General features: G+C 47.4%; 16 protein-coding genes, 1 tRNA gene and 2 pseudogenes. 10 read left to right on the top strand and 9 right to left on the bottom strand.

Annotation, left to right across the window (positions count from 1 at the left end):
- The first annotated feature begins 51 nt into the window (after positions 1-51).
- A complete protein-coding gene (gene crl / locus CRI63_RS05290) occupies positions 52-453 on the top strand; it encodes a sigma factor-binding protein Crl (RefSeq protein ID WP_135404391.1) in 402 nt (133 codons plus the stop codon).
- 38 nt (positions 454-491) lie between these two features.
- Here the strand turns inward: crl and phoE are convergent, their stop codons facing one another.
- The gene (phoE, locus tag CRI63_RS05285) at positions 492-1,547 is read right to left on the bottom strand and encodes a phosphoporin PhoE (protein ID WP_135518731.1); all 1,056 of its coding nucleotides are present in this window, start codon (positions 1,545-1,547) and stop codon (positions 492-494) included.
- Between the two features lie 288 nt (positions 1,548-1,835).
- Here phoE and proB point away from each other — a divergent pair, with 288 nt between their 5' ends.
- From proB to CRI63_RS05270, 3 genes are all read left to right on the top strand, one after another.
- Positions 1,836-2,939: a glutamate 5-kinase gene (gene proB, locus CRI63_RS05280; RefSeq protein WP_135518729.1), complete on the top strand. Its 1,104-nt coding sequence runs from the start codon at positions 1,836-1,838 to the stop codon at positions 2,937-2,939.
- Positions 2,940-2,950: 11 nt separating this feature from the next.
- A complete protein-coding gene (gene proA, locus CRI63_RS05275) occupies positions 2,951-4,204 on the top strand; it encodes a glutamate-5-semialdehyde dehydrogenase (protein WP_135518727.1) in 1,254 nt (417 codons plus the stop codon).
- 114 nt (positions 4,205-4,318) lie between these two features.
- Positions 4,319-4,394: transfer RNA gene (locus CRI63_RS05270), tRNA-Thr, on the top strand.
- Between the two features lie 440 nt (positions 4,395-4,834).
- On the opposite strand, the gene CRI63_RS05260 is transcribed toward CRI63_RS05270, so the two are convergent.
- Complete coding sequence (locus CRI63_RS05260) at positions 4,835-5,173, bottom strand: DUF1294 domain-containing protein (RefSeq protein ID WP_130210782.1); 339 nt, start codon at positions 5,171-5,173, stop codon at positions 4,835-4,837.
- A 116-nt stretch (positions 5,174-5,289) separates the two neighbouring features.
- Complete coding sequence (locus CRI63_RS05255; protein ID WP_130210784.1) at positions 5,290-5,964, bottom strand: TetR/AcrR family transcriptional regulator; 675 nt, start codon at positions 5,962-5,964, stop codon at positions 5,290-5,292.
- A gap of 144 nt (positions 5,965-6,108) precedes the next feature.
- Here CRI63_RS05255 and CRI63_RS24235 point away from each other — a divergent pair, with 144 nt between their 5' ends.
- The 4 genes from CRI63_RS24235 to CRI63_RS05240 all read left to right on the top strand — a co-directional run bounded on the left by CRI63_RS24235 (position 6,109) and on the right by CRI63_RS05240 (position 8,882).
- Positions 6,109-6,396, top strand: coding sequence for a hypothetical protein (locus CRI63_RS24235; protein WP_240782722.1), 288 nt, complete (start codon positions 6,109-6,111; stop codon positions 6,394-6,396).
- On the top strand, positions 6,393-6,746 hold the full coding sequence (locus tag CRI63_RS24230) for a class I SAM-dependent methyltransferase (protein WP_240782721.1): 354 nt from the start codon (positions 6,393-6,395) through the stop codon (positions 6,744-6,746). The genes CRI63_RS24235 and CRI63_RS24230 overlap by 4 nt, the downstream gene beginning before the upstream one ends.
- Positions 6,747-6,836: 90 nt before the next feature.
- A complete protein-coding gene (locus tag CRI63_RS05245) occupies positions 6,837-8,132 on the top strand; it encodes a PHB depolymerase family esterase (protein WP_135518723.1) in 1,296 nt (431 codons plus the stop codon).
- A 126-nt stretch (positions 8,133-8,258) separates the two neighbouring features.
- Positions 8,259-8,882 carry a tetratricopeptide repeat protein gene (locus CRI63_RS05240; RefSeq protein ID WP_135518721.1) on the top strand — a complete coding sequence of 208 codons (624 nt, stop codon included), beginning with the start codon at positions 8,259-8,261 and terminating at the stop codon, positions 8,880-8,882.
- Between the two features lie 113 nt (positions 8,883-8,995).
- Here the strand turns inward: CRI63_RS05240 and rpmJ are convergent.
- The 4 genes and pseudogenes from rpmJ to CRI63_RS05220 form a co-directional block, all read right to left on the bottom strand.
- A pseudogene (gene rpmJ / locus CRI63_RS05235) lies at positions 8,996-9,097 on the bottom strand (50S ribosomal protein L36); the annotation flags it as partial.
- 387 nt (positions 9,098-9,484) lie between these two features.
- The gene (ykgR, locus tag CRI63_RS05230; protein ID WP_064530486.1) at positions 9,485-9,586 is read right to left on the bottom strand and encodes a small membrane protein YkgR; all 102 of its coding nucleotides are present in this window, start codon (positions 9,584-9,586) and stop codon (positions 9,485-9,487) included.
- Positions 9,587-9,915: 329 nt separating this feature from the next.
- Complete coding sequence (locus CRI63_RS05225; RefSeq protein WP_130210792.1) at positions 9,916-10,167, bottom strand: DUF1471 domain-containing protein; 252 nt, start codon at positions 10,165-10,167, stop codon at positions 9,916-9,918.
- Between the two features lie 133 nt (positions 10,168-10,300).
- Positions 10,301-10,606, bottom strand: a complete 306-nt coding sequence (locus CRI63_RS05220) for a hypothetical protein (protein ID WP_130224185.1) — start codon at positions 10,604-10,606, stop codon at positions 10,301-10,303.
- Between the two features lie 119 nt (positions 10,607-10,725).
- Between CRI63_RS05220 and CRI63_RS05215 the strand changes: the two are divergent.
- A pseudogene (locus CRI63_RS05215) lies at positions 10,726-11,171 on the top strand (LysR substrate-binding domain-containing protein); the annotation flags it as partial.
- A gap of 34 nt (positions 11,172-11,205) precedes the next feature.
- Here CRI63_RS05215 and CRI63_RS05210 read toward each other — a convergent pair.
- Together CRI63_RS05210 and CRI63_RS05205 are read right to left on the bottom strand one after the other, a co-directional pair.
- Entirely contained in the window at positions 11,206-12,195 is a 990-nt protein-coding gene (locus tag CRI63_RS05210) for an aldo/keto reductase (RefSeq protein WP_135486629.1), read from the bottom strand.
- A gap of 26 nt (positions 12,196-12,221) precedes the next feature.
- Complete coding sequence (locus tag CRI63_RS05205; protein WP_135518719.1) at positions 12,222-13,073, bottom strand: aldo/keto reductase; 852 nt, start codon at positions 13,071-13,073, stop codon at positions 12,222-12,224.
- A 586-nt stretch (positions 13,074-13,659) separates the two neighbouring features.
- Here CRI63_RS05205 and fdeC point away from each other — a divergent pair.
- The gene (gene fdeC / locus CRI63_RS05200; protein ID WP_135518717.1) at positions 13,660-17,907 is read left to right on the top strand and encodes an inverse autotransporter adhesin FdeC; all 4,248 of its coding nucleotides are present in this window, start codon (positions 13,660-13,662) and stop codon (positions 17,905-17,907) included.
- Positions 17,908-18,005 lie beyond the last annotated feature (98 nt).

The following is an 18,005-nucleotide window of genomic DNA, read 5'->3' as shown; positions in this document are numbered from 1 at the left end:
GCTAAATTTTGTCAATTTGGTAAAACAGTTGCATCACAACAGGAGATCGCAATGACGTTACCGAGTGGACACCCGAAAAGCAGATTGATCAAAAAATTTACCGCACTAGGCCCGTATATTCGTGAAGGTAAGTGCGAAGATAATCGATTCTTTTTCGATTGTCTGGCTGTATGCGTCAACGTGAAACCAGCGCCGGAAGTGCGTGAGTTCTGGGGCTGGTGGATGGAACTGGAAGCGCAGGAATCCCGTTTTACCTACAGTTACCAGTTCGGTCTGTTTGATAAAGCAGGTGACTGGACGCGTGTTCAGGTAAAAGATGCGGAAGTGGTTGAGCGACTGGAGCACACCCTGCGTGAGTTTCATGAGAAGCTGCGTGAATTGCTGACGACGCTGAATCTTAAGCTGGAACCGGCGGATGATTTTCGCGATGAGCCGGTGAAGTTAACGGCGTGAGTGAAATGTGCCGGATGCATCGCATCCGGCAATATTCATTAAAACTGATACGTCATCCCAACCGCGACAATATCATCATTGTTGATATTCAGCTTATTATCACTATCCAGTTGATTGATTTTATAATCAACAAACGCTGACATATTTTTGTTGAAATAATACGTAGCACCGACATCGATGTAATTGACCAGATCTTCATCGCCGATGCCTTCAATATCTTTCCCTTTCGATAAGACGTAACCCAGTGATGGACGCAGACCAAAGTCGAATTGATATTGTGCGACCGCTTCAAAGTTCTGAGTTTTATTGGCAAAGCCGCCAGAGATTGGCGTCATTTTGCGTGTTTCAGAATAGAAGGTTGCGAGGTAAATATTATTAGCATCGTATTTCAGGCCTGTTGCCCACGCTTCTGCACGCTTACCCGTGCCACGGCTTTGCAGGTTCTGCTCGTTGGTGCGATCGGAGTTGGTATAGGCCCCACTAATGGCGAAATCACTACCGCCGAAGTCATAGGTTAACGAGGAGCCGAAGCCATCGCCATTCTGCTTTTTCACATCGCGATTTTCGTTTTTTCCTTGATATTGCAAGGTTAAATTCAAGCCATCAATAACGCCGAAGAAGTCGGTGTTACGATAAGTCGCCAGCCCGCTGGCACGTTTGGTCATAAAGTTATCGGTCTGCGCCGAGGAGTCGCCACCAAATTCCGGGAACATATCGGTCCAGGCTTCCACGTCATACAGCGCGCCCAGGTTACGGCCATAATCGAAAGAACCCAAATCTTTATATTTCAATCCGGCAAAAGCGAGACGTGTTTTTTGCTGTGCGGTATCGCTCTCTGCTTTATTACCAGCAAACTCTGCTTCCCAACGCCCATAACCAGTCAGTTGATCGTTAATTTGTGTTTCACCTTTAAAACCAAAGCGGATATAACTCTGGTCGCCATCTTTACTGTCATTATCGCTCATATAATGCATGGCTTTAACTTTGCCATAAATATCCAGTTTATTACCGTCTTTGTTATATACTTCTGCGGCCTGTACGGATGCAGATGCCACAATGCCCATCACCACTAATGCCAGAGTGCTCTTTTTCATTTTCATTCCTGATTTTAATTAACGCGCGAATATTCTTCGGGAGAGTCCCGTTGAAAACAGGAAAGTTTTTAACGTGAAATTGTTAAAGATATATTACAGCTTAATAATATTCTTAAAATGTGCTAATTTATTAAATCTGTAATAAAAGCGTAAACAACTGCCGTTACGCTTGCTGATCCCGCGCAACAAAACGCCATGCTTTGCTCGCAGATGGTTGGCAACCGACGACAGTCCTGCTAAAACGTTCGTTTGATATCATTTTTTCCTAAAATTGAATGGCAGAGAATCATGAGTGACAGCCAGACGCTGGTGGTAAAACTCGGCACCAGTGTGCTAACAGGCGGATCGCGCCGCCTGAACCGTGCCCATATCGTTGAACTTGTTCGCCAGTGCGCGCAGTTACATGCCGCCGGGCATCGGATTGTTATTGTGACGTCGGGCGCGATTGCCGCCGGACGTGAGCACCTGGGTTACCCGGAACTGCCAGCGACTATTGCCTCAAAACAGCTGCTGGCGGCGGTAGGGCAGAGTCGATTGATTCAACTGTGGGAACAGCTGTTTTCGATTTATGGCATTCACGTCGGGCAGATGCTGCTGACCCGTGCCGATATGGAAGACCGTGAACGCTTCCTGAACGCTCGCGATACGCTGCGTGCGCTGCTCGATAACAACATCGTTCCAGTAATCAATGAGAACGATGCTGTCGCTACGGCAGAAATTAAAGTTGGTGACAACGACAACCTTTCTGCGCTGGCGGCGATTCTGGCGGGTGCCGATAAACTGCTGCTGCTGACCGATCAAAAAGGTTTGTATACCGCTGACCCGCGCAGCAATCCGCAGGCAGAACTGATTAAAGATGTTTACGGCATTGATGACGCACTGCGCGCGATTGCCGGTGACAGCGTTTCAGGTCTTGGAACCGGCGGCATGAGCACCAAATTGCAGGCCGCTGACGTGGCTTGCCGTGCGGGTATCGACACCATTATTGCCGCGGGCAGCAAGCCGGGCGTCATTGGTGATGTGATGGAAGGTATTTCCGTCGGTACGCTGTTCCATGCCCAGGCGACTCCGCTTGAAAACCGTAAACGCTGGATTTTCGGTGCGCCGCCGGCGGGTGAAATCACGGTAGATGAAGGGGCAACCGCCGCCATTCTTGAACGCGGCAGCTCCCTGTTGCCGAAAGGCATTAAGAGCGTAACCGGCAACTTCTCGCGTGGTGAAGTGATCCGCATTTGTAACCTCGAAGGTAGTGATATTGCCCACGGCGTCAGTCGCTATAATAGCGATGCATTGCGCCGCATTGCCGGACACCACTCGCAAGAAATTGATGCAATACTGGGATATGAATACGGCCCGGTAGCCGTTCACCGTGATGACATGATTACCCGTTAAGGAGCTGGCCGATGCTGGAACAAATGGGCATTGCCGCGAAGCAAGCCTCGTATAAATTAGCGCAACTCTCCAGCCGCGAAAAAAATCGCGTGCTGGAAAAAATTGCCGATGAACTGGAAGCACAGAGCGAAAGCATCCTCAACGCTAACGCCCAGGATGTTGCTGACGCGCGTGCCAATGGCCTTAGCGAAGCGATGCTTGACCGTCTGGCACTGACGCCCGCACGGCTGAAAGGCATTGCCGATGATGTGCGCCAGGTGTGTAACCTCGCCGATCCGGTGGGGCAGGTAATCGATGGTGGCGTGCTGGACAGTGGCCTGCGTCTGGAGCGTCGTCGCGTACCGTTGGGCGTGATTGGCGTGATTTATGAAGCGCGGCCGAACGTGACGGTTGATGTCGCTTCGCTGTGCCTGAAAACGGGTAACGCGGTGATCCTGCGTGGCGGCAAAGAAACCTGCCGCACTAACGCTGCAACGGTGGCGGTGATTCAGGACGCCCTGAAATCCTGCGGTTTACCGGCAGGTGCAGTACAGGCAATTGATAATCCTGACCGCGCGTTGGTCAGTGAAATGCTGCGTATGGATAAATACATCGACATGCTGATCCCGCGCGGTGGCGCTGGTTTGCATAAGCTGTGTCGCGAACAATCGACGATTCCAGTGATCACTGGTGGTATTGGCGTATGCCATATTTACGTTGATGAAAGTGCAGAGATCGCTGAAGCCCTGAAAGTCATCGTCAACGCGAAAACCCAGCGTCCGAGCACATGTAATACGGTAGAAACGTTGCTGGTGAATAAAAACATCGCCGATAGCTTCCTGCCCGCATTAAGCAAACAAATGGCGGAAAGCGGCGTGACATTACACGCAGATGCAGCTGCGCTGGCGCAGTTGCAGACAGGCCCCGCGAAGGTGGTGGCTGTTAAAGCGGAAGAGTATGACGATGAGTTTCTGTCATTAGATTTGAACGTCAAAATCGTCAGCGATCTTGACGATGCCATCGCCCATATTCGTGAACACGGCACACAACACTCCGATGCGATCCTGACCCGCGATATGCGCAACGCCCAGCGTTTTGTCAACGAAGTTGATTCGTCCGCTGTTTACGTTAACGCCTCTACGCGTTTTACCGACGGCGGCCAGTTTGGTCTGGGTGCGGAAGTCGCGGTAAGCACACAAAAACTTCACGCGCGTGGCCCAATGGGGCTGGAAGCACTGACCACTTACAAGTGGATCGGCATTGGTGATTACACCATTCGTGCGTAAATAAAAACGGGTGATGCAAAAGTAGCCATTTGATTCACAAGGCCATTGACGCATCGCCCGGTTAGTTTTAACCTTGTCCACCGTGATTCACGTTCGTGAACATGTCCTTTCAGGGCCGATATAGCTCAGTTGGTAGAGCAGCGCATTCGTAATGCGAAGGTCGTAGGTTCGACTCCTATTATCGGCACCATTTCAAACTCTTCCCAAGTCTATCTAAGTCAATTGACCCCGCACATACTACAGTTCACTGCCCGTTCCTTATCTTCCATTATCAACCGTATTTTCTTTAATGTGTTATCTGGTTACACAGGTAGTCTGCTGGTTGTTTTGGTGGCGAGATTGTTGATTATTACAGGTGTTCGAACCGGAGAGTGGAGAGCGGCGCTCTGGAGCGAATTCAACCTCGATAAAGCGATATGGGAGATCCCTGCGCAACGGATGAAAATGAGGCGGCCACATATTGTTCCGCTTTCAATTCAGGCAATTACAATACTCAAAACGCTTCAGATAATGACAGGAAATTATCCTCTAGTGTTTCCTGGTCGTAAGGATCCAAATAAGTGCATGAGTAAAGCGCCGGTGAAATAGCATGGAGCTACTGCCTGTAACTCCCGGAGCGGATACCGGGTTTTATGGTTGATACAATTCATATATCACAACTGACAGGATCATCACGTTCAATACGACGCTGATTGCGAAGTAGGTTCTGAATGGCTGTTTCTGTGTTTTATGTCGAAAGACCTGTTGACCAATAATTGCACCAACCCAGCCTCCGACAAAGCCAAACACCAGCAGAGTTGCTTCTGGCACTCTGCGCCAGCCTCTACGTGCAGCCAGCTTATCAGTACCATAAATTACCAGGGTGAGCAGGTTTACGCATGTAACCCACGCAGCAAACGGCTCCGCCAGTAACACACTGCTGGCAGCCGTTAAAAGGAGGAGCAAATAGCAAAAACGATTCAGATTCATGGCGTATTTTAGTCATACCAGGCATGCGCTTGCTATCATTTTTGTATATCTCCCTAAACGGAATGGACTCAATTTTGGGGATTATGATGTTGTGTAAGTATCCCGCATAATCGTGGCTAGTTTTTGTTGACCACTTCAATCCCTTGTATAACAGTTTCGATACGCTCTTTTATTTCCTCAAGTTGTTGCTGACGACCTTCAGGTGTTAATGTCTGATCTTCGTTAACATCCAAAACCCATCGACGAGGAAGCAATGCGCCAAAAACAATATCCATTAGCATTCCAGCGCAATTACCCGTATTTTTAACAGCAATACGCCCTTGAGCTTGCTGAATATCCAGCCATTCGATTAACAGTTCTCTTGAGCGAAGCGTTTTAGTGGCATATAAATAGTCTGAAAGCTCTGGAAAGAGAATTGATTCACGTGTCATTAATTTTAAGAGTGCTTCTCTCTCTTTAGCTTCTTCTTGACTTATATCTAATCGGAATATACGAAACAGAGTTTCATTAATGGGGAGCATCTCGTTTTCCGGTCTTGGGAGATCGAGGAACAGGGCTTTATATTCTTTAATTACTTCAGAAAAAATTTCCTTCTTATTACTGAATACCTCATAAATTGTTCTTTTTGATACTTTTGCCCGACGAGCAATTTCTGTGGTTGAGGTTTGGGCAAAACCAAGCTCAATGAAGGCACTATACGCGCCAATAACTATCGCTTTCTTACGCTCATCAAGCCCCGCACTTTTAGGTCTTCCCCGTCGCACCGGCGTCCTCACTTCGCTCTTGTTCATCAAAACATTTACTCCTGCATTCATTTTTGGTACTTGACCAGTACCAAAAATGGTATCACTATACCAACAACATAAGCAATGATCATAACATGGTGTATGAAAACAACCAGGTAACATCACTTCATAAAATACAGGTCCTTATTTATGAGTCGATTAAATAATAGTATCTGCCCCATTCGTGATCCCCAGGTTATACGTGTTCTGGAACGCATGAATAATGAACGCAAACATCCCCCGCAGGAACTGTTTCGCGAAGCTCCGGCACTTGATCCTGAAAAATTTTCCAGTTATGGCTTTTCCATAGCCCCAGAACAGGGGGAACTTATCTACTTACTGTGCCGGGCAATGAAAGCCACTCGCGTTGTGGACTTTGCAACTTCTGTAGGTATGTCAGCGCTCTATTTTGCCGCTGCGATGAAAGAGGACTGGTGATTGGTTCTGAAATGGTACGGGAAAAGGCTGAAGTCGCGTCTCGAAATCTGGCAGAGGCAGGCCTTACGTCTTTTGTTGATATTCGTGTCGGTGATGCGAGAGAAACGCTGAAAGATCTCGGTGGTCCTGTCGATTTTATTCTTATTGATGGTTTCCCTCTTGCGGATGGCCCAAGCCTCGCTCGTAAGGTTACTGAGATCGTTGCGCCGCAGTTACGAGTAGGAGGATATATATTAAATGATAACGCAGAACCAGATTTTTTATCTTATATTCGTGATCCACAGAATGGTTTTATTTCTATAACATTGCCGATAAAACGAGGTACAGAGTTAGCACTGAAGATAAGTTAAATACAAGTACGAATGATAAAGTTGAAAAAATATAGTCCTGGTATCATGCTGATATTCATTTAATTTTTATCAAAAGTAAAGAGGTCATTTATGCCGACGCGCAGAGAGTTTTTAATTAAAAGTGTTGCGGGTGCTTTAGTTGTTTCAATGCCTCGCATTGTATTCGCAAACACAAACAACAAGGCAATAAAGGCTACAGCTATTACACAAGTTTTTGGTGACGGAGTTCGACTTATTGCGATAGCTGTAGAATTTGAAAAGCCTATAAATAAGGAAGAACTTTCGTCAACAGAGTTTAGTGTAAAAAATTATCATATCAATAAAGTGTTTATCAGTCAGTCAACAGCTTTGGTTGAGGCAAAATCAGGTAAGTACGCGATTCTTGAACTGGACCACAGCAAACCACAAAATGAATGGCAAGAAACTATAACGGACCCAACAATACAAAAAGCAGTTCCCAAACAAGGGCAAGGTAAACCCTCCTGGGTTGCAGGAGAAAAACTAAACCAAACTATTAGATATAAAGATGCATCTACAACTGTGATTACACAAAATACCACGCTGGAAACTAACGCCGTTTCAAATCTGGTGGTTGATAGTTTTAGATATGGTAAATATAAAGACAATGAAAGCGGAAAAATACTAGAATATAATTTCTTTATTCCTGAAGAACAAAATAAAGCATTACCATTGGTTCTTTTTATGCATGATGCAGGGGCTACCAGTGCACAAATAACAACGACTCTGTTTCAGGGGCTAGGTGCAGTAATTTGGGCAGAACCGGAAGAACAACTGAAACGTCCCTGCTATGTTTTAGCTCCTCAGTATAATGAAATCATTGCTGATGATGACTGGCGTACATCTACATTGCTTGATACAACAATAAATCTTGTTCAGTCTTTGATGAAAGAATATAAAATAGATCCTGAACGTATTTATGTTACTGGTCAGTCAGGGGGATGTATGCTGGCCATCGCTATGAATATCAAATATCCTGACTTTTTCACAGCGAGTTACCTGGTTGCAGGAAAATGGGATGCGGAACAGGTTGCTCCAATAGCTAAAAACAAATTGTGGTTTATGGCCTCAGAAGATGATGCAGGGGCTTTTCCTAGCTTCAACGCGATTACTGAACGTCTTGAGCAGTTTGGGGGAAAAGTTTCTCGTGCAGCATGGAATGGTCAATGGGACCCTGAACAATATCGATTTGCTGCCGACACATTGTTTGAAGAACAAAGTAATATCCGTTATACCGTTTTTATAAAAGACAGTGTATTTGATGAATACTCTTCGCGAGAAGGTGCCAGCGGGCATCGTAACACATGGCGTATTGCTTACAGCATAGAACCAGTTCGTGAATGGTTATTTAACCAACACAAACAATAAAGTGTAGGCCAGACTGTCATCAGGTATCGTGTTGGCAGTCATTTTTACCGAGAGACAGAATGAAGGCGTTATTATTTGTAATTCTATTTTTTTTCTGCATCTGTATATGCAGATACTCCACCAAAAATGAATTTTGATGAAATAATAACGCGCTCTGCTCAGGGAGATGCAGAAGCGCAAGCCAGATTGGGGGAAGCATACCTGAATGGAAACTACAATCAAACGGTGAATTATACTGAGTCTTTTAAATGGTTGACGAAATCAGCAGCCAGCGGAAACCCCCGCGCGAAACTGGATTTAGGGATTTTATATCTTAATGGATATGGCGTACCGTTTGATTATGCAAAAGCCTTAAGCCTTTTTGAGCAAGCTGACCTGGCGGGAGAAATGAAAGCTGCACGTTATCTTGGGATTATTTATGAAAGAGGATTAGGCGTTCCTCAGGATTATAATAAAGCGGCGAAATATTATAAGAAAGGCGATAAAAATAATGATATTACAGCGCAGTATCGTCTGGCTAAACTTTATGAACAAGGTAATGGCGTAAAATGCGATTATCAAAAAGCGATAAACCTTTATCTTAAACATATCAGCAGAATGGATCATATCACTGCTCCCAGTTTTGTGGCTTTAGGTGATATTTATTCTTTGGGATTGGGCGTAGAGAAAAATCCACAACTGGCTAAAAAATGGTATCAAAAAGCGGTTGATGCGGCTCATACACAGCATCAGCAGGTAGCAAGCCATTAATGAGTAAGAAGATACGTTTGCAGGAAAGTTAATGCTGGCGTACTGAATACACCAGCGTTAATCAGGCATGATTATGCAGCCAGCCAGGTGTCGTTGAACCTTCAAACTCAGAGTTAACGCTTTTTCTTGCGCCTCTGAACAGCCTTAAAGCGGGGATTAGATTTGCAAATGACATATAGCCGTCCTTTTCGCTTCACAATCTGACAGTCTGGATATGTGGGATTCCCGCAGCTAACTGAACGTGCCGGAAGTGAGAGATGTTGTTGGCTATCGTTGGTGACGGCACTATTCAGTAGCCGAACTGCTGATTTATGTCACTACCCGCTGATCGGTATGAACGCATTGAGAATGTGGGTGAGCCTTGCTTTACCGGCTGATTATTTATCACGCAGCCAAAGTAACAATTTGGTAAACCAACATGCGCATTGGGTAACTAAAATGCTGACTCAATGCGCAATCTCTTTTAGTGCGGCACAAATACGGTTTCTTTAAACTTCCCTTCGAAACCGTACGAATATCCTTCCCCCCTGGCATAACTCTTACAAAGTAGGTGGAGGATACATATTTTAAATATCACCTAAGGGAATTGTTTTTAGATGTAATTAATAGTAATGGAGGAATAAATAAGCATATTCTACAACTGCAACCAAAACAACAATATTAATCAGCTTATTACTGATTTCTTGTATCTTATTCTCTTTCATTGGTATTTCCTCGCTTTAAAAAAGAGCGCACCTCATAAGCGCCTCTTATATAGATAACGAGTTTGGTCAACCAATTTTTTGAACTGTATCACAAATTTGGAAAGATGTATTACATCAATTATTACTAATCTCACACAAGTGATCCATAGTTTACGCTGAGATTGGCCCTGAGGATTACGCTGCTCTCCTTGTATGATCCCCGCATAATTGTGCTATTCACACTTAGAAATGTACCGTGTTTACAATCTGCTGAGACTGCATTTTCGTCGTAAGGACAAGCCATGGAACCGATGCTCATGATAAACAGTCCATGGCACATCATTTACTATTTACTTATAGATTTCAGCAACTCCGTGCAGTTTGTTATTCCCCGTGGTAGACAGGATTTTGAACGACGTTGCTCCTTGCTCATCAGCCTTACGAGAAAGCGCATTCGATAACTCATCAAGCGTCAAGGCATTGCTGGCTGAGATTACACCAATCTTTTCTTTGCCATCTGTATGATTAATTTCTTGCGCTGCAAATGCAACATTCACCGAAATAAAGCCCATGACTAATGTAGTAACAAGTAGTGTTTTCATAACTAATACCTAATCTAAGTTATATGTTTGAAAATGAATTAATATAGGAGAGAACGTCTCTTTCCTGATAATTGTACAGATTAAAGCTGTCATAATACTGACCGCTATATGATAAAATTGTCATATTTTAAAATTAGTTAACCTTGGTGTGCAGATTCAGGTCATTAATAATACATTCAGGTTCTTCATGCAGAGGCATATTGTCTATATCGAAAACCCCATCGTTTTTTTGAGGATTATCACTCTGCAGGTTTGCAAACAGAGGGGGCAGATCCTGCTGCGCTTCTCCTCGTTCTGCGACCAGTTCGAATGTTTTATTTTTAGCGGCGTCGTTGCTCAGGGTACTGACCAGATCCACGGGCTGATGACCCATTGCAATAGCGGTATTTACTACATGAATACCGATGCATCCTGTTGCTCCTGCAACGAGTATTTTCATGGTAAACCTCATGATAATTAATCTTTATTTTCGATACATACAGATTATCAATTATCATAATTGTCAGTAATGTGGCTAAAATAATTGTATCTATGAACGCCCTTCATGAGTGCGCATTGAAAAGTGTGGATAAGGATATGATTGCAGTGCGGATTGGACCAGAGATGCGGATGGCCGTGGTGGGGGCACCGGAGTATTTTGCCGCTAACGCCTTACCTGAAACGCCTCACGAGCTACAAAATCATCGCTGCATCAATATGCGTTTGCCAACCGCCGGTGGGCTTTACCACTGGGAGTTCGAGCGAGAAGGGAAACCACTTCGCGTCAAGGTTGAGGGGCAACTGACGTGTAGCCCATTGCCAGTAAGAATTGATGCCGCGTTATCAGGGTTTGGGATCGCTTTCCCTGAAGACATGGTTCAGAAGTATGTAAAGTCAGGCAAACTTATTCAGGTGTTGCAGGAGGGGGGCCAACTTTTCCCGGATATTACCTTTACTACCCCAGCCGCAAGCAGCATCCGCCAGCTTTTGCGCTGTTGATCGATGTACTTCGCTATTCAGAGTAACGGGTCCACATTTTGTTGTGGACCCGTTTGGGCATTAACGGCCTACGCGTGCCTGGTGCTCAGGCGAGTAACGTTCACCGACGATTTTAATTGTTTCCAGTGCCTCGGTTATCTGCTGCGTATCTTTCTGCGAAAGAACAATGTCGACAGCACCCAGGTTTTCTTCCAGCCGGTGCAGTTTAGTGGTGCCAGGGATGGGAACAATCCACGGCTTTTGTGCTAACAGCCATGCCAGTGCGATTTGTGCAGATGTTACCCCTTTCTCCGCGGCCAGTTCACCTAACAAGGTGACCAGTTTTTCATTGGCTTCAATGGCTTGTGCCGCGAAACGCGGTACGGTGCTACGGTAATCATCCTTGCCGAAAGTGGCTCCTGGCTTAATCGACCCCGTCAGGAAACCCTTACCTAGTGGGCTGAAGGGGACAAAACCAATCCCCAGTTCCTCCAGCAACGGCAGAATTTCCTGTTCAGGCTCACGCCACCACATGGAATATTCGCTTTGCAGGGCGGTGACAGGTTGTACCGCATGTGCACGACGAATGGTTTGTGCTCCCGCTTCAGACAGGCCGAAATGTTTGACCTTACCTTCTGCAATTAGGTCTTTCACCGTTCCTGCAACATCTTCAATAGGAACATCCGGATCAACACGGTGTTGATACAGAAGGTCAATAACATCTGTCTTAAGGCGGCGTAATGAACCTTCAACGGCTTCACGGATATGTTCCGGGCGGCTGTTTAAAATCTGCTGCTTATTATCATCGCCGAAGGTAAAACCGAATTTAGTGGCAATCACCACACGGTCACGAAACGGTTTTAAGGCTTCGCCGACCACTTCTTCATTCAGATACGGACCATACACTTCGGCGGTATCGAAGAAGGTGACGCCACGTTCAACCGCAGCACGAATAAGTTCGATAGCCTGACGGGTATCGGTCGCCGGGCCGTAGCCGTGGCTTAAGCCCATGCAACCGAGCCCAAGGGCGGAGACTTCGAGTCCGGATTTACCCAGATAACGTTTTTGCATTGAATGAATACCTCTTTTATCGCGGCTTAAACATCAAGTTTGCGGCCAGTCAGCCATTCCACCATTGCGGGATCGCGGTGAGAGAAGAACGCGCTGGTTGCGGTATCCAGGGCGGTAATTTGCAGCATATCTTCAGGGCTGAGTTCAAAATCGAGAATGTTGATGTTCTCTTCCATGCGTTCTTTTCGCACTGATTTTGCCAGTGAAACAATGCCTCGTTGGTAGATCCAGCGCAGAACAACCTGGCCCACGCTTTTGCCATACTTCGCGCCGATTGCCGTGAGAACAGGATGCTGGAACAGACCATTTTTCCCTTCCGCAAACGGTGCCCAGGCTTCTGGCTGAATGCCACGACTTTGCATCCACGGAACGGCCTGTAATTGCTGGTTGAAGGGGTTAACTTCAATCTGGTTTACCGCCGGAACGACGTTATTAAAGGCGATAAGGTCAGCCAGTCGGTCAGGATGGAAGTTACTGACGCCAATAGCGCGAATTTTACCGGCCTGTTGCAGCTCTTCCATGGCACGCCAGGCACCGTGGACATCACCGTAAGGCTGGTGAATCAAATACAGGTCAACGTAATCAAGTTGCAGTCGATTCAGAGAGCGTTCGAACTGGGCTTTGGCCCCTTCGTAACTGGTATCCTGCAACCAGAGTTTCGTGGTGACAAAGAGCTCGTTACGCGCAATGCCGCTTTGTTTCAGTGCGTTCCCGACTTGGGTTTCATTTTGATAGGAGGCGGCGGTGTCAATCAGTCGATAACCGGTGTTAATAGCGTCAATGACCGCTCTTTCGCATTCGGCGGCATCGGTCATCTGAAATACACCAAAGCCCAGCAGAGGCATTTCAATACCGTTGTTCAGTTTTACTTTTTGCATGGTGTTATCCTTCCGTTATCGTTCATGAGAAGCATAACGTAAAGGGAAGAGCTCGATTAGACGGCAGGATTTGTCAGGGGTTATGAACGAAATTCATAAATCTGTTTGAGTGTTGAGATGAGTCGTGCAAGTTCGATATCCCCGGAATTTACAGTCCGATGAAGGAAAATGAATATCCATAAAAAATATATTGGTTTATCCTGGCGTATATACCTACTTCGACGTATTGCCAATCGTGGCAAATTAAAGACAGGTCATTATTATTCACTCTGAATAATGAATTATTCACTCTGAATAATGAATTATTCACTGTCCGCAGAGTAAGAAATATAACTTATGGAGCTATTTAATGACTTGCACAAAAAGCTAAATTTTCACCCATAAATAAAAATATAATCCCGCGCCCAACCACCTGATGAGTGGCTACAGGCACTGGATATATTAGGTGGCGGTGTACTTTCTTACATAAAGGTATTTCCTTTTCTGCGGAAAAGGAAACCGGGAAATCCCCGGTTTTTCTGACAAGCAGACGCCATTATTTGTGTCTGCCTATGTTCGTTAATTCGTTCATCAGGAAATTATCTCAATGTCACGTTATAAAACAGGTCATAAACAACCACGATTTCGTTATTCAGTTCTGGCCCGCTGCGTGGCGTGGGCAAATATCTCTGTTCAAGTTCTTTTTCCACTCGCAGTCACCTTTACGCCAGTAATGGCGGCACGTGCGCAGAATGCGGTTCAGCCACGGTTGAGCATGGAAAATACCACGGTAACTGCTGATAATAATGTGGAGAAAAATGTCGCGTCGTTTGCCGCAAATGCCGGGACATTTTTGAGTAGTCAGCCAGATAGCGATGCGACACGTAATTTTATTACCGGGATGGCCACCACTAAAGCTACCCAGGAAATCCAGGAGTGGCTCGGGAAATATGGTACTGCGCGCGTTAAACTGAATGTCGATAAAGATTTCTCGCTGAAGGATTCTTCGCTGGAAATGCTTTATCCGATTTATGATACGCCGACAAATATGTTGTTCACTCAGGGGGCAATACATCGTACAGACGATCGTACTCAGTCAAATATTGGCTTCGGCTGGCGTCATTTTTCAGGTAATGAATGGATGGCGGGAGTGAACACCTTTATTGACCATGATTTATCCCGTAGTCATACCCGTATTGGTGTTGGTGCGGAATACTGGCGCGATTATCTGAAACTGAGCGCCAATGGTTATATCCGCGCTTCTGGCTGGAAAAAATCGCCGGATATTGAGGATTATCAGGAACGCCCGGCGAATGGTTGGGATATCCGCGCAGAGGGCTATTTACCTGCCTGGCCGCAGCTTGGCGCAAGCCTGATGTATGAACAGTATTATGGCGATGAAGTCGGGCTGTTTGGTAAAGATAAGCGCCAGAAAGACCCGCATGCTATTTCTGCCGAGGTGACCTATACGCCAGTGCCTCTTCTGACACTGAGCGCCGGGCATAAGCAGGGCAAGAGCGGTGAGAATGACACTCGCTTTGGCCTGGAAGTTAACTACCGAATTGGCGAACCTTTGGCGAAACAACTCGATACGGATAGCATTCGCGAGCGTCGGGTACTGGCAGGCAGCCGCTATGACCTGGTTGAGCGTAATAACAATATCGTTCTTGAGTATCGCAAATCTGAAGTGATCCGTATTGCTCTGCCTGAGCGCATTGAAGGTAAGGGCGGGCAGACGGTTTCCCTGGGGCTTGTGGTGAGCAAAGCAACTCACGGTCTGAAAAATGTTCAATGGGAAGCGCCATCTTTGCTGGCCGCAGGCGGAAAAATTACCGGGCAGGGCAATCAGTGGCAAGTGACGCTCCCGGCTTACCAGGCAGGCAAAAACAATTATTATGCGATTTCTGCGGTTGCCTACGATAACAAAGGCAATGCCTCAAAACGCGTGCAGACAGAGGTGGTCATTACCGGAGCAGGTATGAGTGCCGAGCGCACGGCGTTAACGCTTGACGGTCAGAGCCGTATCCAAATGCTTGCTAACGGTAGTGAGCAAAAGCCACTGGTGCTTTCTCTGCGCGATGCAGAGGGGCAGCCAGTCACGGGTATGAAAGATCAGATCAAGTCTGAGCTGACGTTCAAGCCAGCTGGAAATATTGTGACTCGTACCCTGAAGGCCACTAAATCACAGGCACAGCCAACACTGAGTGAGTTCACCGAAACTGAAGCTGGGGTGTACCAGTCTGTCTTTACTACCGGAACGCAATCAGGTGAGGCAACGATTACGGTTAGCGTTGATGGCATGAGCAAAACCGTCACTGCAGAATTGCGCGCCACGATGATGGATGTGTCGAAGTCTACTCTGAGCGTGAATGAATCTTCAGGAGACGTGGTTGCCGATGGTCAGCAATCCCACACGCTGACGCTGACTGCGGTGGATACTGATGGTAACCCGGTGACGGGAGAGGCCAGCCGCTTGCGATTTGTTCCGCAGGATAGCAGCGGTGTCACCATTGGTACCATTTCGGAGGTAAAACCAGGCGTTTACAGCGCTACGGTTTCTTCGACCCGTGCCGGAAACGTTGTTGTGCGTGCCTTTAGCGAGCAGTATCAGTTGGGCTCATTACAACAAACGCTGAAGTTTGTCGCCGGGCCGCTTGATGCAGCACATTCGACCATCGCCCTGAATCCGGATAAACCGGTGGTTGGCGGTACAGTTACGGCAATCTGGTCGGCAAAAGATGCTAATGACAACCCTGTAACTGGCCTCAATCCGGATGCACCGTCATTATCGGGCGCAGCCGCTGCAGGTTCTAAGGCCTCAGGCTGGACGGATAATGGCGACGGGACCTGGACTGCGCAGATTACTCTCGGCACTACGGCGGGGGAATTAGAGGTTATGCCGAAGCTCAATGGGCAGGACGCGGCAGCAAAGGCGGCGAAAGTAACCGTGGTAGCTGATGCGTTATCTTCGAACCAGTCGACAGTCTCTGTGGCAAAAGATCGCGTAAAAGCAGGCGAAAGCACAACCGTGACGCTTATTGCAAAAGATGCGCATGGCAACGCTATCAGTGGCCTTTCCCTGTCGGCAAGCCTGACGGGTGTTGCATCTGAAGGGGCGACTGTATCCAACTGGACCGAGCAAGGCGATGGTTCCTATGTCGCTACGCTGACCACAGGCGGAAAGACAGGTGAGCTTCTCGTCATGCCGCTATTCAACGGCCAGCCAGCAGCCACCGATGCTGCGCATTTGACTGTCGTCGCCGGGGATATGTCATCAGCGAACTCTACGCTTGTTGCGGATAATGATGCTCCGACCGTCAAAGCGACGACGGAACTCACCTTCACCGCGAAGGATGCGTACGGGAACCTTGTCACCGGGCTGAAGCCAGATGCACCGCAGTTTAGTGGTGCCGCCAGCACGGGGACTGAGCGTCCTTCAGCAGGAAACTGGGCAGAGAAAAGTAACGGGGTCTATGTGGCGACCTTAACTCTGGGCTCTGCCGCGGGTCAGTTGTCTGTGATGCCGCGAGTGAACGGCCAAAATGCCGTTGCTCAGCCACTGGTGCTGAATGTTGCAGGTGACGCATCTAAGGCTGAGATACGTGATATGACGGTGAAGGTTGATAACCAAGTGGCTAATGGACAGTCTGCTAACCAGGTAACCCTGACCGTTGTGGACAACTATGGCAACCCGTTGCAGGGACAAAATGTGACGCTGACTCTGCCGGAAGGAGTGACCAGCAAGACGGGGAATACGGTAACAACCGATGCGGCAGGTAAAGCCGACATTGAGCTGATGTCAACGGTTGCCGGGGAACACAGCATCGCGGCTTCGGTGAATGGTGCTAAGAAGACGGTTACGGTGAAATTCAAGGCGGATTTCAGTACCGGTCAGGCGACCCTGGAGGTTGATGGCGCTGATCCAAAAGTGGCAAACGACAAAGATGCCTTTACGCTGACGGCAACGGTTAAGGATCAATACGGCAACATTCTTCCTGGCGCTGTGGTCGTCTTTAATCTGCCTCGGGGCGTCAAACCGCTTGCAGACGGTAATATCATGGTGAACGCCAACGAGGAGGGTAAAGCGGTACTGAAAGTGGTTTCCGTGACTGCCGGAACGTATGAGGTCACGGCGTCGGCAGGAAATGACAAGCCTTCGGATGCGCAGACTATAACGTTTGTGGCCGATAAGGCTACCGCAACCGTCTCCGGTATTGAGGTGATTGGCAACTATGCACTGGCGGACGGCAAAGCCAAACAGACGTATAAAGTTACGGTGACTGATGCCAATAACAACCTGCTGAAAGATAGCGACGTGACGCTGACTGCCAGCCCGGCAAATTTAGTTCTGGATCCGTCTGGCACAGCGAAGACCGATGAGCAGGGGCAGGCTATTTTCACCGCCACGACCACTGTCGCAGCGAAATATACACTCACGGCGAAAGTGGAACAGGCCAACGGTCAGGTATCGACGAAAACTGCCGAATCTAAATTCGTCGCGGATGATAAAAACGCGGAGCTCGCCGCATCATCTAATGTAGATTCTCTGGTGGCGGATGGGGTACAGACCGCAACAATGACGGTTACCCTGTTCTCGGCAAAAAACCCCGTAGGAGGAACTATGTGGGTCGACATTGAGGCTCCGCAAGGGGTGACAGAGGCGGATTATGAGTTCTCGCCGTCGAAGGCCGACCATTTCTCGAGCGGGAAAATTACGCGTACATTTAGTACCAAGAAGCCGGGTCTCTATACGTTCACATTCCACGCACTGACGTATGGCGGGTACGAAATGACGCCTGTGAAGGTGACAATTAACGCCGAGGCTGCAGATACTGAAGACGCGGAGGAGAAATAAAAGCGGCGATGTAGTAAAGAATAATGGTGTTGATATGTTCAACGCCATTATTCACTGAATACCTGGCCTGATACTGATTAAACAGTAGCAGGCCAGGA

Origin of the sequence: Escherichia sp. E2661 (genome assembly GCF_004745185.1) — a bacterium.
Classification (GTDB): Bacteria; Pseudomonadota; Gammaproteobacteria; order Enterobacterales; family Enterobacteriaceae; genus Escherichia.
Note: the sequence above shows the minus strand (reverse complement) of the source record. Positions and strands in the feature narration are given on the sequence as shown.

What these genes read in the sequence shown, in the direction of transcription:
- CRI63_RS05210 (WP_135486629.1), bottom strand. Translation starts at nt 12,195, where the DNA reads ATGCAAAAACGTTATCTGGGTAAATCCGGACTCGAAGTCTCCGCCCTT.
- CRI63_RS24235 (WP_240782722.1), top strand. Translation starts at nt 6,109, where the DNA reads ATGAGTCGATTAAATAATAGTATCTGCCCCATTCGTGATCCCCAGGTT.
- fdeC (WP_135518717.1), top strand. Translation starts at nt 13,660, where the DNA reads ATGTCACGTTATAAAACAGGTCATAAACAACCACGATTTCGTTATTCA.
- CRI63_RS05220 (WP_130224185.1), bottom strand. Translation starts at nt 10,606, where the DNA reads ATGAAAATACTCGTTGCAGGAGCAACAGGATGCATCGGTATTCATGTA.
- proA (WP_135518727.1), top strand. Translation starts at nt 2,951, where the DNA reads ATGCTGGAACAAATGGGCATTGCCGCGAAGCAAGCCTCGTATAAATTA.
- crl (WP_135404391.1), top strand. Translation starts at nt 52, where the DNA reads ATGACGTTACCGAGTGGACACCCGAAAAGCAGATTGATCAAAAAATTT.
- CRI63_RS05260 (WP_130210782.1), bottom strand. Translation starts at nt 5,173, where the DNA reads ATGAATCTGAATCGTTTTTGCTATTTGCTCCTCCTTTTAACGGCTGCC.
- phoE (WP_135518731.1), bottom strand. Translation starts at nt 1,547, where the DNA reads ATGAAAAAGAGCACTCTGGCATTAGTGGTGATGGGCATTGTGGCATCT.
- CRI63_RS05255 (WP_130210784.1), bottom strand. Translation starts at nt 5,964, where the DNA reads ATGAACAAGAGCGAAGTGAGGACGCCGGTGCGACGGGGAAGACCTAAA.
- CRI63_RS05240 (WP_135518721.1), top strand. Translation starts at nt 8,259, where the DNA reads ATGAATTTTGATGAAATAATAACGCGCTCTGCTCAGGGAGATGCAGAA.
- proB (WP_135518729.1), top strand. Translation starts at nt 1,836, where the DNA reads ATGAGTGACAGCCAGACGCTGGTGGTAAAACTCGGCACCAGTGTGCTA.
- CRI63_RS05245 (WP_135518723.1), top strand. Translation starts at nt 6,837, where the DNA reads ATGCCGACGCGCAGAGAGTTTTTAATTAAAAGTGTTGCGGGTGCTTTA.
- CRI63_RS05225 (WP_130210792.1), bottom strand. Translation starts at nt 10,167, where the DNA reads ATGAAAACACTACTTGTTACTACATTAGTCATGGGCTTTATTTCGGTG.
- ykgR (WP_064530486.1), bottom strand. Translation starts at nt 9,586, where the DNA reads ATGAAAGAGAATAAGATACAAGAAATCAGTAATAAGCTGATTAATATT.
- CRI63_RS05205 (WP_135518719.1), bottom strand. Translation starts at nt 13,073, where the DNA reads ATGCAAAAAGTAAAACTGAACAACGGTATTGAAATGCCTCTGCTGGGC.